Raw genomic sequence first — 13758 nt, forward strand, 5'->3', positions numbered from 1 at the left:
TCGCAGCCTTCAAGTTCCTCATGCAGCAAGGATCATCATGACGAAATTCGTTCGGCAAAGCCTTCTTTGTTCAGCCCTGGCACTGGCCGCCGGAATGCCGGCCCTGAACGCCCAGGCCGCCGCGCTGCGCTGGGCCGCGCAGAACGATATCCAAACCCTGGACCCGCATTCGCAGAACCACGCCACCACCAACACCATCGGCGGCCTCGCCTACGAAGGCCTGACCCGCTACAACGAGAAGTTCCAGCCCGAGCCCGCCCTGGCCAGCAAGTGGACGCAGATCAGCCCCACGCAAGTGCGCTTTGAGCTGCGCCGCGGCGTCAAGTTCCATGACGGCACGCCCTTCACGGCCGACGATGTGCTGTTCAGCTTCGGCCGCGTGCGTCAGCCGCAGGCAAATCTGCAGATCTTCGTCAGCGGCATCAAGGAGATCAAAAAGATCGACGACTACACGGTGGACCTGCTGCTGGACGGGCCTAACCCCATATTGCTGCGCAATCTGGTCTACTTCCGCATCATGAGCAAGAGCTGGGCGGAGAAGAACAAGGCCACCAACACCCAGGACTTCAAGGCCAAGGAAGACACTTACGCCTCGCGCAATGCCATGGGCACAGGCCCCTACAAGGTCACCGGCTGGCAGCCCGACCAAAAAATCACACTGGTCGCCAACAAAGACTGGTGGGACACGAACAAGGGCAATGTCAGCGAGATCAGCTATCTGCCCATCAAGAGCGACGCCACCCGCGTGGCCGCCCTGCTCTCGGGCGAGCTGGACCTGCTGACCGACCTGCCCACCCAAGACGTGGCCAAGCTGCGCACCGACCCCAAGCTCAAAGTGCTGGACGGCAACGAGAATCGCACCATCTTCATCGCCATGGACCAGGGCAGCGAAGAACTGAAGGGCAGCAATATCAAAGGCAAGAATCCCTTCAAGGACAAGCGCGTGCGCGAGGCCTTGAATCTGGCCATAGACCGCGAGGCCATCAAACGCAGCCTGATGCGCGGCCTCTCGGTGCCCGCCGCCATCATGGTGGCGCCCGGCGTGCATGGCCACACGGCCGACATCGATATGGCGCCCAAGCAGGACGTGGACAAGGCCAAGAAACTGCTGGCCGAGGCCGGCTACCCGAGCGGCTTCGAGGTACCGCTGAACTGCCCGAACGACCGCTACGTCAATGACGAAGAAATCTGCCAGGCCGTGGTGGTGATGTGGAGCAAGATCGGCGTCAAGGCCAAGCTGGCCACCAGCCCCATGTCCCAGCATTCCCAGTTGTTGCAGCGCCTGGACTCGCCGCTCTACCTCTACGGCTGGGGCGTGGTCACCTTTGATGCCCAGTACACCTTGCAGGACGTGGTCCACACCAAGACCACGGGCGCCGATGGCAAGGGCAATTTTTCGCGCCTGAGCGATGCCAAGCTGGACGCCCTGGTGCAGGCCATGAAGGTAGAGGTCAATGTCGCCAAGCGCGACGCCCAGATGCGCGAGGCCTTGCTGCGGGTACGGGACGAGTTCTTCTTCATCCCCATCCACCACCAGGTGCGGCCCTGGGCAATGCGCAGCAATGTGGAGACCCCACACCGGGCCGACGACCGGCCCGAGCCGCGCTGGACCAGCTTGCGTTAAGTTAGGGGGAGCCCCGCCCCTTTCCACAAGTCGCGTGATGCTGGCAGGGGCACAGGCACCTAATCTCGGGCCGCCGATATTGGCTGGCTTTCCCTCCAGAGGTGCCCGAGATGATCAAATCCAAGGTTTCCCACCATCCTGCCCGACTCCATGGCCTGGCCATGGCCCTATGCCTGGCTGGCCTCGCCTCGACGGCCCAGGCGACCGTCGTGCTCGATACTTTCGGCCCCGGCGATACCAGCCCGGGGCTCAATTGGTCGCTGTACCAGCTCAGCGCCGGCACGGGTCAGAACCTTGCCGTCGCCTTCAGCCTGAGTGCGGCCGCCAAGATCGACAACATCCTGACCTCCATCCAAGGCAGCGGCAGCTTTCAACTGGGCGTGATGGCGGCCTCCGGCACCCTGCCCTCCAACACCTTTCTGTACTCCACCACCCTGGCCAATCCGACGGCCAATTCGGGCGCAAGCGGCCTGGGCTGGACACTGGGCGCCGGCAACTATTTCCTGACCGCCACCGCTGACCTTGGCAGCAATGGCACCTGGCAGGGCGGCGGCACGCCAGGTAGCTCGCTTTGGGCCTTCACAAACAACGGCAACTGGTTCAACACCGGCCCTTCGGATGCGCCCTCGGCACGCATCGAAGTGTCAGCCATTCCCGAGCCCGCCACCTATCTCAGCCTTGCGGCAGGCCTGCTCATGCTGGCCGCCCTGCGCCAACGCCGTACGCGGGACTGATAGCAGTCCTAGCCAGCCCTCAGGCCAGCGCCAGCCGCTGGCGGGCCGCCCGGTACTCACGCACCAAGCGGTCCACCAACTCGGCCGCGGGCACAACGGCATTGACGGTGCCAATGCCCTGGCCACAACCCCAGATGTCCTTCCAGGCCTTTTTGGAGTCGCCGCCAAAGTTCATCGCGCTGGGGTCGCTCTCGGGCAAGCTGTCGGGGTCCATGCCGGCATTGACGATGGAGCCACGCAGATAGTTGCCGTGTACGCCGGTGAAGAGATTGCTGTAGACGATGTCATCGCTATTGCTGTCGACAATCATCTGCTTATAGCCCTCGGCCGCGCGCGCTTCATCGGTGGCGATGAAGGCCGAACCGATGTAGGCGAAGTCCGCGCCCATGGCCTGCGCCGCCAGCACCGCATCGCCCGAGGCGATGGCGCCCGACAAGGCCAAGGGGCCGTCGAACCACTGCCTAATCTCTTGAATCAACGCAAAGGGGCTCTTCACGCCCGCATGGCCGCCGGCACCGGCGGCCACGGCGATCAGGCCATCGGCGCCCTTCTCGATGGCCTTCCTGGCGAACTTGTTGTTGATGATGTCGTGCAGCACGATGCCGCCCCAGGCATGCACGGCCTGGTTGACATCCTCGCGCGCGCCCAGCGAGGTGATGATGATGGGCACCTTGTACTTGGCGCAGACTTCCAGGTCATGCTGCAGGCGCTCATTGCTCTTGTGCACGATCTGGTTGATGGCGAAGGGTGCGGCCGGCTTGTCCGGGTTGGCCTGGTTGTAGGCGGCCAGCTCGGTGGTGATTTCCTTCAGCCACTCGTCCAACTGCTCGGCCGGACGGGCGTTGAGCGCGGGCATGGAGCCGATCACACCGGCCTTGCACTGGGCAATCACCAGCTTGGGTGTGCTGACGATGAACATCGGCGAAGCGATGATGGGCAGGGGCAGGTTTTGCAGGATGGGAGGCAGGGCCATGGGAGTTTCCTTGTGTATGTTCAGAAGGCGTCCAGGGGCATGGCGGTGACGCTGTCGGCACCCTCGACGATGGCGTCGCGCAAGCCGCCCGCGCGGGCCAGGATGTGCTCGGCATAAAAGCGGGCCGTGGCGATCTTGGCGCTCATAAAGGCCGTGTCTTCACCTGCGGTCAGCTTGTCTTCGGCCACCAGCAGGGAACGCGCCAGCTGCCAGCCGGCCACCAGATTGCCGGCCAGCATCAGATAGGGCACCGAACCGGCATAGGCCGCGTTCGGATTGCCCTTGCCCTGGGCGGAGATGAAGTCCACCGCGTCCAGATAAGCCTGGCGGGCGGCGCTCAGGCGCTTGAGCACGGACTTGGCGGCCGCGCTGTCGCGCTGGGCCAGCAGGGCTTCCGTGGCCTCGATCTGGCCGGCAAAGGCGCGCGCCATCTGGCCACCGTCGCGGCTGGTCTTGCGGCCCACCAGGTCGTTGGCCTGGATGGCGGTCGTGCCCTCGTAAATGGTCAGGATCTTGGCGTCGCGGTAATGTTGGGCCGCGCCGGTCTCCTCGATAAAGCCCATGCCGCCATGCACTTGCACGCCCAGGTCGGTGACCTCCAGGCTCATCTCGGTGCTATAGCCCTTGACCAGGGGCACCATGAATTCGTAGAAGGCCTGGTTCTGCTTGCGGGTCTCGGCGTCCGGGTGGTAGTGGGCGGCGTCATAGGCCGCGGCGGCCACGCTGGCCATGGCGCGGCAGCCTTCGGTCAGCGCGCGCATGGTCATCAGCATGCGGCGCACATCGGGGTGGTGGATGATGGCGGCGCTGCCGGCCACCGAGCCGTCCACGGGGCGGCTCTGCACCCGGTCACGGGCATAGGCCACGGCTTTTTGATAAGCACGTTCGGCGATCGCGATGCCCTGCACGCCGACGCCGAAGCGGGCCGCGTTCATCATGATGAACATGTATTCCAGGCCGCGGTTCTCCTGGCCGACCAAGGTGCCGATGGCGCCGCCCTTGTCGCCGAACTGCAGCACGGCCGTGGGGCTGGCCTTGATGCCCATCTTGTGCTCGATGGAGACGCAGTGCGCGTCGTTGCGCGCGCCTAGCGACCCATCTGCATTGACCAGGAATTTGGGCACGATGAAGAGGCTGATGCCCTTCACCCCCTCCGGCGCGCCGGCCACGCGGGCCAGCACCAGGTGGATGATGTTGTCGGCCATATCGTGATCACCGTAGGTGATGAAGATCTTGGTGCCGAAAATCTTGTAAGTGCCGTCGGGCTGGGGCTCGGCGCGGGTGCGCACCAGGGCCAGATCGGAGCCGGCCTGGGGCTCGGTCAGATTCATCGTGCCGGTCCAACTGCCGTCGATCAACTTGGGGATGAAGGTATTGCGCTGCTCCTCGCTGCCGGCCGTCAGCAAGGCCTCGATCGCGCCGTCGGTCAGCAAGGGGCACAAGGCAAAGCTGATGCTGGCGCTGTTCATCATCTCGCCGCAGGCCGCGCCAATCGTCTTGGGCATACCCTGGCCGCCAAAGGCCGTGGGGTGTTGCAGGCCCTGCCAGCCGCCTTCGGCGAACTGGCGGAAGGCCTGCTTGAAGCCGGGCGAGGTGAAGACCTGGCCGTCCTTCAGATAGGAGGGGTTCTTGTCGCTCTCGAAATTCAGCGGCGCGATGATGTCTTGATTGAGCTTGGCGCACTCTTCCAGCACGGCCTGGGCGGTATCAAGGTCGAAGTCGGCAAACTCGGGGATCTGGTTGAGGGCTTGCAGGCCGGCCAGCTCTTGCATATTGAAGAGCATGTCTTTGACGGGGGCGCGGTAAGGCATGGGGGTCTCCTTCTTGTTCAGACAAAACAAAGGCGCCGCGACCGTGAAGTCGGGCGCCTGTTGAAATCAAGCGTTAGTGCGGATCTCGATCAGAGTGCGCTCACCAACTCGGGCACGGCGCTGAACAGATCGGCCTCCAGACCGTAGTCGGCCACGCTGAAGATGGGGGCTTCGGCATCCTTGTTGATCGCAACGATGACCTTGGAGTCCTTCATGCCGGCCAGATGCTGGATGGCGCCGCTGATGCCGCAGGCGATATAGAGCTGGGGGGCGACGATCTTGCCGGTCTGGCCCACCTGCCAGTCGTTGGGGGCATAACCCGCATCGACAGCGGCGCGCGAGGCACCCAGGGCCGCACCCAGCTTGTCGGCCAGGGGCGTCAGCACCTCCATGAACTTGTCATTGCTGCCCATGGCGCGGCCACCGGAGACGATGATCTTGGCGGCGGTCAGCTCGGGCCTGTCGTTCTTGGCGATTTCACGGCTGCCGAAGGTTGACTTGCCGCTGTCGGCCACGGCCGCCAGGGCTTCGACGGCGGCGCTGCCACCGCTGGCGGGCGCTGCATCAAAGCCGGTCGTGCGCACGGTCAACATCTTGGTGGCATCGCCGCTTTGCACGGTGGCGATGGCATTGCCGGCGTAGATGGGACGCTCGAAGGTGTCGGCGCTGATGACCTTGGTCACATCGCTCAATTGGGCCACATCGGCCAGGGCGGCGACGCGCGGCGCCACGTTCTTGCCCGAGGCGGTGGCGGGGAAGAGGATGTGGCTGTAGCCGGAAGCCAGGGCCAGCACCTGGGCGGCCAGATTCTCGGCCAGGCCATCGGCCAGTTGGGCGGCGTCGGCATGCAGCACCTTGGCTACACCGGCGATCTGGGCAGCAGCGGCAGCGGCGGCGCCGGCATTGTGGCCGGCCACCAGCACATGGACCTCGCCACCGCAGGCCAGCGCGGCCGTGACGGTGTTGAGGGTGGCGCCCTTGATGGAGGCGTTGTCGTGTTCGGCAATAACGAGAGCAGTCATGTTTTTTCTCCTGATTCTTTGCAGTCTTAGATGACTTTCGCCTCGTTCTTGAGCTTGTCCACCAGGGCGGCCACATCGGCCACCTTGATGCCAGCGCTGCGCTTGGGCGGCTCCTCGACCTTCAAGGTCTTGATGCGCGGGGCCACGTCCACACCCAGATCGGCCGGCTTGACCACGTCCAGCTGCTTTTTCTTGGCCTTCATGATATTGGGCAGGGTGACGTAGCGCGGCTCGTTCAGACGCAGGTCGGTAGTCACCACGGCGGGCAGCTTGAGCTTGACCGTTTCCAGGCCGCCATCGACCTCGCGGGTCACGGCGACTTCTTCGCCCGTCACTTCCACCTTGCTGGCGAAAGTGCCCTGGGGCAGGCCGGTGAGGGCGGCCAGCATCTGACCGGTCTGGTTGCAATCGTCGTCGATGGCTTGCTTGCCCAGGATCACCAGGCCGGGTTGTTCCTTGTCGACCAGGGCCTTGAGCAGCTTGGCCACGGCCAGGGGCTGCAGCTCGGCATCGGTTTCCACCAGGATGGCGCGGTCGGCACCGATGGCCATGGCGGTGCGCAGGGTTTCCTGGCACTGGGTCACACCGCAAGAGATGGCGATCACCTCGGTGGCCACGCCCTTTTCCTTCAGGCGAACCGCCTCTTCGATGGCGATCTCATCAAAGGGGTTCATCGACATCTTGACATTGGCGATGTCCACGCCGGTGCCGTCGCTCTTGACGCGCACCTTGACGTTGTAGTCGACCACTCGTTTGACAGGAACCAGAACCTTCATTGATGACTCCAAGGCTAATTGACGTTAACGTTAGTTAATCAGATTCTACGGGCGGCGCAGCCGATTCCGCGAGCGCTCTGCAGAAAAAATAGCACGATCGTTCTATTTTAGGCATGAAATCGCCGGCACGGCACAGGCTTGTGCGGACAATCGTTAGACTGCCGCACTCAATGAATGCCCTCCCTGCCTCCCCGCCCCCCTCTCCTCCAGACTCGGCCTTGGCGGCCGGGCCCGCCAGCATCGGTGTCTTCGATTCCGGCGTCGGCGGCCTGACGGTTCTGCGCGAGCTGCGCCGAGTGCTGCCGCAAGTGCCCATGCACTATGTGGCCGACGCCGGCTACGCGCCCTACGGCCTGCGGACGCCGGCCTCCATCATCCAGCGCAGCGAGGCGGTGAGCGAGTACCTGATCGCCCGCGGCGCCCGCCTGCTGGTGGTGGCCTGCAATACCGCGACCGCCCATGCGATCGAGGCGCTGCGGCAGCGCTGGCCCGACATCCCCATCGTCGGCACCGAGCCCGGCATCAAGCCCGCCGTCGCCAGCACGCGCAAGGGCCGCATCGGTGTCATGGCCACGCCGGCCACGATTGCCAGCGCGCGCTTTGCCGATCTGATCAAGCGGCATGCGGGCGAGGTGCAGGTGTTCAGCCAGGCCTGCCCGGGCCTGGTGGAGCTGATCGAGCGCGGCGAGCTGGACACACCGGCCCTGCACCAATTGCTGGCCCAGCTCTGCGCCCCGCTGCGGGCCGCCGAGGTCGACACCGTCTTGATGGGCTGCACCCACTACCCCCTGATACAAGGCCCGCTGCAGCAGGCCTTGGGCGAACAGGTGCAGTTGCTCAATATCGAATCGGCGGTAGCCCAGCAGGCGGCGCGCCTGTGGCAGCGCCTGGCCGCCGGGGCCCAGGACCCGGCCGACCCCGCGCCGCCACCCACCCTGCAGACCACCGGCAGCGCCCCGGCGCTGAGCGCTTTTGTGCGCGATGTGCTGGGTTGGGAGGGCTTGCAAGCCCAGGCCCTGAACATCTGATTTAGCGCACCTCGCGCGCCAGCTTGAGCATCTGCGAGCTCAGCACCAGGCCGCGCCGCTTGGCCTCGGTGTTATTGATCCGGAACGCCAGGCCGTTAGGCTCCTGCACCAGGGCGATGACGGCGCCGTCGTGAAAGGCCAGGGCACTCTCGCCCACGATCAGCACCGGTTCGGCCGCGGCGGCCTCCATCCAGCGCTGCAGATCGGCGCGGTCGCTGAAACCCAGCAGCAGCAACTGGCACTGCCCCACTTGTTGAGGCTCGGTCAGATAACGCATGCGCACCTTGCCGACCTCGTGCGCCTTCAGCGCCAGCGCCTGCATGGCCTCCCGCATGCCGGCCTGGCCGGCCAGGCAGTAGGTGAACTCGCGCAGCGGCGGTGGCGGCCATTGGGTGAACTGGGCAAAGCGGTAAAGGAAGGCAGCCTTGAGCTGGGCGTCCTCCGGTGCCAGCGGCGCGGCGGCCGCCCCAGACCCGGCAGCGGCCAGCCAGCCGGCCACCAGGCCCAGGCGCAAACAGCGGGACAGGAGCCAGCTCATCGGTCGAATCTCCAGCTCAGGCTGATCTGGCCGGTCCGCCCCGGCTGCTTCAAGGCCAAGCCATTTGGGGACGGGCGCTCGATGCTGCGCACATCGCCAAGGTTGTAGACGCCCAGGCTCAGCTCCAGATCCAGGCTGGGACGCCACAACAAGGTCAGATGGTTCAGGCCATAAGCCGGTATCGCCAGGCCCTGGTTGACGCGCCGGCTCGCGGCCAACAGCTGCCAGGAAAGCTGCAGCGCGTCACCGGCCAGGGCCTGGCTGTAGAACAGCTTGAACAAGGCACTGGGCGAATTGCTCAGCCCCTGGCCCGTGGCATCACGGCTGCGCTGCAAGGACAGGCTCAGGCGAAGGACACTGCCCCGCTGCCAGCGCTGCTCCACATCGAGGTCGCCGCCCACATTGTGCAGATTGACGCGATTCTCGAAGATGGGCAGGTCCACCCGGTTCTGCTCGATCAGGTCCGCCAGTTTGGAGCGGTACAGGGAAACACGGTACTGCAAAGCAGGCGTGATCGAGTGCACCCAGGAGGTTTCGAAGGTCTTGATCCGCTCGGGCCCGGGCAGGGGCGCCGCCCAGGACACATTGGTGGCGTACTCATTCAGATTGGGGGCGCGGAAGGCGCTGCCATACATCAGCCGCAAGGTGGCGTTTGGCCATCCATTCCAGACCCAGGCCAGGCGCGGGTTGACGCTGGCGTCGCTGACGTTCGAGCTGTCCCGGCGCAGGCCCAGCAGCAAGCTCTGCGTGGAGCTGAGCCGCCATTCATCCTGGATGAACAAGCCGATGCGGCGGTTGATGCCGTAAAAGGCCTGCAAGGGCGTCTCACCCTCCAGCCCAACGTCGATCTGCTGCGCCTCGTCGCGCTGGAAATCCAGACCCGCCATCACGCGATGCCCTGCCCAGCGCTGGCTGCTCAGACGGACATCGGCATTCCACCAGCGCCCGAAGGCCGTCACGGTAAAAGCGTGCTGCCGCTGGGTCTCGGGGTCCTGCCAGGGCCAGCGCTCCTGGTACTTGCTGCGCTTCAGGCTGAAGCCGGCAAACAGATCCCAGTCCGGCCCCAGGCTGCGCTCGTGGGACAGCGACAGAAAGTCGTTCTCGGTGATCAACTCGCCTTGCTCAAAACGCGGCGGCGCGGCGTCGGGCACCTCGCTGGGCACGCCCTGCTTCAGCGCCGAACTGCCTCCGCGCAACTGCCAACCTGCGGCATTGAAGCTCGCCAGCACATGCTTGCCACGAAGCCAGAGCCGATCCCGCTGGGCCGCCTCCAGCTCGGGCGTAAGCTCGATGGGCACGGGGCGATGCTCCTGCTGGATCTGGCTGGCGGCAATCCAGCCCTCCCATCCGGCTTCGGAGCGATGCCCCCAGCTGGCGCGCAGGCGCTGCAAGCCCGCCGAGTCGCGGCTGGCAAAGGCCTGGGCGCCGGCCAGCTTGTCGGTCCGTTTGCTCATCACCTGGATCACACCCAGAAAGGCGTTATTGCCGTAGAGGGAGGAACCCGGCCCGGGCGTGAACTCCACTCTTTCGATCAAGCCCACGTCGACGAAAAACTCCTCGTCGATCTGGCCCGCGTCGTAGACGTTCTCGTTCAGCCGCACCCCGTCGAGCAGGAACAGCAGGCGCGCATTGAGATCCCCGGGGCGCCCCAGGCCGCGGGCGCCGACATAGCTGAAGTCATAGCCCTTGGAGACATACAAGCCGGGCATGGCGCGCAGGATGTCGGCCATATTGCGGAAACCGAAGCGGCTGATGTCCTCGGCCGTGATGACATAGGTGGTGCCAGGCGCCTGCGCCGCACTTTGGGCAAACCTTGAGGAGGTGCTGACCTCCACGTCGCGCGGCACCTGGCGCAGCGGCTGGCGTAGCAAGGCCTCCAGATCCATGTCTTGCGGCAGCGACGCTGAACCAGCGTCTGCCTGGCCAAAAGCGGCACCCGCCGACAAGGCCAAAACGCAGAAAAGGCTTAGCAGGCCGCTGTGCGAGGGCAGCGGCAGCCGCTGCGCCAAATCCAGACTATTGCGCCGCATGCGCAGCCCTCCGAAAAGTGTTCTTGCCCGCGCGTTTGGCCGCATACATGGCCGCATCGGCGGCGCGCAAGAGATGTGGCGCGTCCATCTCCTCGGTCGGGCAAAAAGCCAGGCCTATGGTGGCGCCTACAGGCATCAGATGGCCGCCCATCATCATGGGTTCCTGCACCGCAGCGATCAGGCGTTGGGCCAGTTGCTCGGCCACCGCCTCGTTCGGCAAGGCCGGCAGGATCAGGGCGAACTCGTCGCCCCCCAGCCGGCACAGCACGTCGGCATTGCGCAAGACCTTGGACATGCGGCTGGCCACCTCGCGCAGCACGGCGTCCCCCACCTCATGCCCGTGCTGATCATTCACCGCCTTGAAATTGTCCAGGTCGATGAACATCAAGGCCATCAAATCGGCCTGCTGGCAGCTTTGCAGCACATGGCGCTGCAGCGTCGATTGGAAGAACAGGCGGTTGGGCAGCTGGGTCAGGCTGTCACGATGGGCCAGTTGCTCGAACTGCTGGCCGGCCTGCTGCTCCAAGCGCACTCTCTGGTTCAGCTCCGCCTGGCCGATCTCAACCCGCTCCAGCATCTGATTGAAACGCTCGCTGAGGCGGCCGACCTCGTCGGGCCCGTGCACCTGGGCCCGGCGGCTGTAGTCCTGGCTCAGCGCGACCTGCTCGGCCAGCACCGACAGCTCCACAATCGGCGCCAGGGCGCGGCGCTGCACCCAGCGCAGCAAACGGCCCGCCTGCCAGATCGCCAGCGCGACCAGCAGGGCCGACAAGGCCACCATGCGCAGCACGGCCAGCTGCACGGCTTGCAGGCTTTCCTTCATATAAAGGCTGCCCACCCGCTCGCCCTTGAGCTTGATGGCGACCCAGACCTCCACGTCCTTGAGATGCCTGCGCTTGAACACATCGGCGCCCGCCAACTCGGCCGGCACGGCGGGCCAGGCCCCTACCTCCTCAAGCGGCCACTGCACAAAAGGCATGGCAGACGCATTCAGCACCCGGATCGCGCGCACCTCGCTGGTTTTCGACAAGATCGACACCTCGGTGATCGCCGCGGCCTTGTCCTCGAACACCAGCGTGGGTGCCAGGCTATTGGCCAGCAGCTGTGCGCTGCGCACCGCGGCCTGAGCCTGCAGCGTACGGGCCGCAAACAAGGAGGCGCCGGCAATCAAGGCAAAGGTCAGCAGCATGGTGACCGACAGCACCTGCAGATTCAGGCGGGTCAGGCGCAGCACCAGGGAGTCCGCCCCTGCGGCGGACCTGCGCTCGGCTAAATCGGGCAGCGGCGATGGGGAAGACGGCGGGGGCGATGAGGTTGGAGCCATAGGCCTTGCAACAGGCGGCCCGCACCATGCGGGCCGCAACACAGCGGTTCTATCACGCCGGCCTCCATCGCGTCCGCTCGAATATCGCGGCACAAAGACGGCTTCAGCTCGCGACCAGGCCGTTACGGATGGCGTAGACCGTCAGTTCGGAGTTGTTCGCCAGGGCCAGCTTCTCCAGCACCCGGGCGCGGTAGACGCTGACGGTCTTGGGGCTGAGCATCAGCTCCTCGGCGATGTCGGACAGGCGCTTGCCCGAGGCAATCATCACCAGGGTCTGCAGCTCGCGGTCGGAGAGCTTTTGGTGCGCCTGCTCGGCGGCCGGCGCGGTCAGGCTTTCCACCAGCATCTGGGCGATCTCGGGCGTCACGTATTTGCGCCCCTGGGCCACGGTGCGCACCGCCTGCACCAGCACCTGCGGGTCGCCGCCCTTGTTGACATAACCATAAGCTCCAGCGCGCAGGGCACGGATGGCGTACTGGTCCTCCGGGTACATGGAAACGATCAGGGTGCGTATCGTCGTGCCCTCGTCCTTCAAGACATGCAGCACATCCAGGCCGCTGCGACCCGGCATATTGATGTCCAACACCAGCACATCGCAGCCCGCATTGGGGCCCAGATCGCGCAGCAGGCTGCGCAGCTCGCCGTAGTCGCCGGCCTCGCCGATGACCTCGATATCGGCCACGTCGGACAAGGTGTCGCGGATGCCGCGCCGGATCAGCGCATGGTCATCGCAAAGAATGACCTTGATCATAGTTGCCCCCAGGCGGACGGATCATGGCCGGCCTCGGCCCCCAGCTCCAGGCCGGCGTCCGGGCCCTGGTCCTGAAGAGGGACGGAAAGAATCAGGCTGACGCCCTTGTTGTTCGTGCTCAAGTCCACCCAACCTCCTACCGTTGCCGCGCGTTCATGCAGACCGCGAATTCCAAAGCTGCGCGCCTTTGCCAGAGCACCGGGCGCTATTCCCTGGCCATTGTCACTGAGCTCCAGGGTCAAAACCCCCGAGTCCACGCTCAACTCGATGTCCACCCGGCTAGCATTGGCGTGTTTGGAGACATTGGTCAGCGCCTCCTGGGCCGTGCGATAGGCCACCAAGGGCACGCCCGGCGGCAGCTGCATCTGCTCGTGGCTGGTACGCACCGTGGTGGCGATGCCGGTGCGGCGCTCAAAACGCGCCGCCATCCACTGCACCGCCGCCACCAGGCCTTGCTCCAGAATGGCCGGCCGCAGGTTGTGCATGATGCGCTGGCTGGCCTCGATGGCCGAGGTCACCGTCTCCAGCGCCGACTGCACCCGCTGCTGCACGGCGGCATCCTTGGCATGCCGGTTGATCCAGGCCAGGTCGAACTTCAGCGCCGTCAGCGAGCCCCCCACATCGTCATGGATCTCGCGGGCGATGGCCGCGCGCTCCATCTCGATGCTGGTCTGCAAATGCCCGGCCAGCTCGTGCAGGCGCTGTTTGGACTTGAGCAGCTCCCGGTCGGCCTCGATACGGGCGCGCTGCGATTCACTCGCCTCGATGGCATGCAAGAGCGCCGGCGCCAGGCGCGCCAAGTCTTTTTTAAGCAGGTAATCCGAGGCGCCGGTGCGCATGGCCGCCACCGCCGTGTCCTCGCCAATCTCGCCTGAAACCAGGATAAAGGGGAGCAAACGGCGGCTTTCCTTCAGCATGTCCAAGACCACCAGGCCCGAAAATCCGGGCAGGTTGTAGTCTGAAACGATGGCATCCCAGGGCTGGGCCAGGGCGGCGCCAATCTCGGCCAGGGAATCCATGCGGACCAGCTCCAGATTGAGGCCGGCCCGGCGCAGCTGGGCCATGATCAATTGGTGATCCAGCTCGGAATCTTCGACATGCAATATGCGCAATTTGCGTTCGGCGTTTGGACTCGACATGGCCCGAA

General features: G+C 65.1%; 12 protein-coding genes. 3 read left to right on the plus strand and 9 right to left on the minus strand.

Going from position 1 to position 13758, the window contains the following annotated elements:
* The first annotated feature begins 37 nt into the window (after positions 1 to 37).
* Positions 38 to 1624, plus strand: coding sequence for an ABC transporter substrate-binding protein (locus HNP55_RS03205; protein WP_184296069.1), 1587 nt, complete (start codon positions 38 to 40; stop codon positions 1622 to 1624).
* Between the two features lie 110 nt (positions 1625 to 1734).
* Positions 1735 to 2358 carry a PEP-CTERM sorting domain-containing protein gene (locus HNP55_RS03210; protein WP_184296071.1) on the plus strand — a complete coding sequence of 208 codons (624 nt, stop codon included), beginning with the start codon at positions 1735 to 1737 and terminating at the stop codon, positions 2356 to 2358.
* A gap of 19 nt (positions 2359 to 2377) precedes the next feature.
* Here the strand turns inward: HNP55_RS03210 and HNP55_RS03215 are convergent, their stop codons facing one another.
* The 4 genes from HNP55_RS03215 to HNP55_RS03230 all read right to left on the minus strand — a co-directional run bounded on the left by HNP55_RS03215 (position 2378) and on the right by HNP55_RS03230 (position 6940).
* Positions 2378 to 3331 carry an NAD(P)H-dependent flavin oxidoreductase gene (locus HNP55_RS03215; RefSeq protein WP_184296073.1) on the minus strand — a complete coding sequence of 318 codons (954 nt, stop codon included), beginning with the start codon at positions 3329 to 3331 and terminating at the stop codon, positions 2378 to 2380.
* Positions 3332 to 3351: 20 nt separating this feature from the next.
* The gene (locus tag HNP55_RS03220; RefSeq protein ID WP_184296075.1) at positions 3352 to 5142 is read right to left on the minus strand and encodes an acyl-CoA dehydrogenase; all 1791 of its coding nucleotides are present in this window, start codon (positions 5140 to 5142) and stop codon (positions 3352 to 3354) included.
* Between the two features lie 89 nt (positions 5143 to 5231).
* Positions 5232 to 6164, minus strand: coding sequence for an electron transfer flavoprotein subunit alpha/FixB family protein (locus tag HNP55_RS03225; protein WP_184296077.1), 933 nt, complete (start codon positions 6162 to 6164; stop codon positions 5232 to 5234).
* A gap of 26 nt (positions 6165 to 6190) precedes the next feature.
* The gene (locus HNP55_RS03230; RefSeq protein ID WP_184296079.1) at positions 6191 to 6940 is read right to left on the minus strand and encodes an electron transfer flavoprotein subunit beta/FixA family protein; all 750 of its coding nucleotides are present in this window, start codon (positions 6938 to 6940) and stop codon (positions 6191 to 6193) included.
* A gap of 170 nt (positions 6941 to 7110) precedes the next feature.
* Between HNP55_RS03230 and murI the strand changes: the two genes are divergently transcribed.
* Positions 7111 to 7968, plus strand: a complete 858-nt coding sequence (murI, locus tag HNP55_RS03235) for a glutamate racemase (RefSeq protein WP_184296081.1) — start codon at positions 7111 to 7113, stop codon at positions 7966 to 7968.
* A gap of 1 nt (position 7969) precedes the next feature.
* Here murI and HNP55_RS03240 read toward each other — a convergent pair whose 3' ends face one another.
* From HNP55_RS03240 to HNP55_RS03260, 5 genes are all read right to left on the minus strand, one after another.
* Positions 7970 to 8506 carry a YfiR family protein gene (locus tag HNP55_RS03240; RefSeq protein WP_184296083.1) on the minus strand — a complete coding sequence of 179 codons (537 nt, stop codon included), beginning with the start codon at positions 8504 to 8506 and terminating at the stop codon, positions 7970 to 7972.
* Positions 8503 to 10536, minus strand: a complete 2034-nt coding sequence (locus tag HNP55_RS03245) for a TonB-dependent receptor plug domain-containing protein (protein ID WP_184296085.1) — start codon at positions 10534 to 10536, stop codon at positions 8503 to 8505. Before HNP55_RS03245 ends, HNP55_RS03240 begins: the two co-directional genes overlap by 4 nt.
* Positions 10523 to 11770, minus strand: a complete 1248-nt coding sequence (locus HNP55_RS03250) for a diguanylate cyclase domain-containing protein (RefSeq protein WP_348648648.1) — start codon at positions 11768 to 11770, stop codon at positions 10523 to 10525. The genes HNP55_RS03245 and HNP55_RS03250 overlap by 14 nt, the downstream gene beginning before the upstream one ends.
* Before the next feature lie 193 nt (positions 11771 to 11963).
* A complete protein-coding gene (locus HNP55_RS03255; protein WP_184296089.1) occupies positions 11964 to 12611 on the minus strand; it encodes a response regulator transcription factor in 648 nt (215 codons plus the stop codon).
* A complete protein-coding gene (locus HNP55_RS03260; protein ID WP_184296091.1) occupies positions 12608 to 13750 on the minus strand; it encodes a histidine kinase in 1143 nt (380 codons plus the stop codon). The genes HNP55_RS03255 and HNP55_RS03260 overlap by 4 nt, the downstream gene beginning before the upstream one ends.
* Between the last annotated feature and the right edge of the window lie 8 nt (positions 13751 to 13758).

Source organism: Roseateles oligotrophus (genome assembly GCF_014204525.1).
GTDB lineage: Bacteria > Pseudomonadota > Gammaproteobacteria > Burkholderiales > Burkholderiaceae_C > Paucibacter_A > Paucibacter_A oligotrophus_A.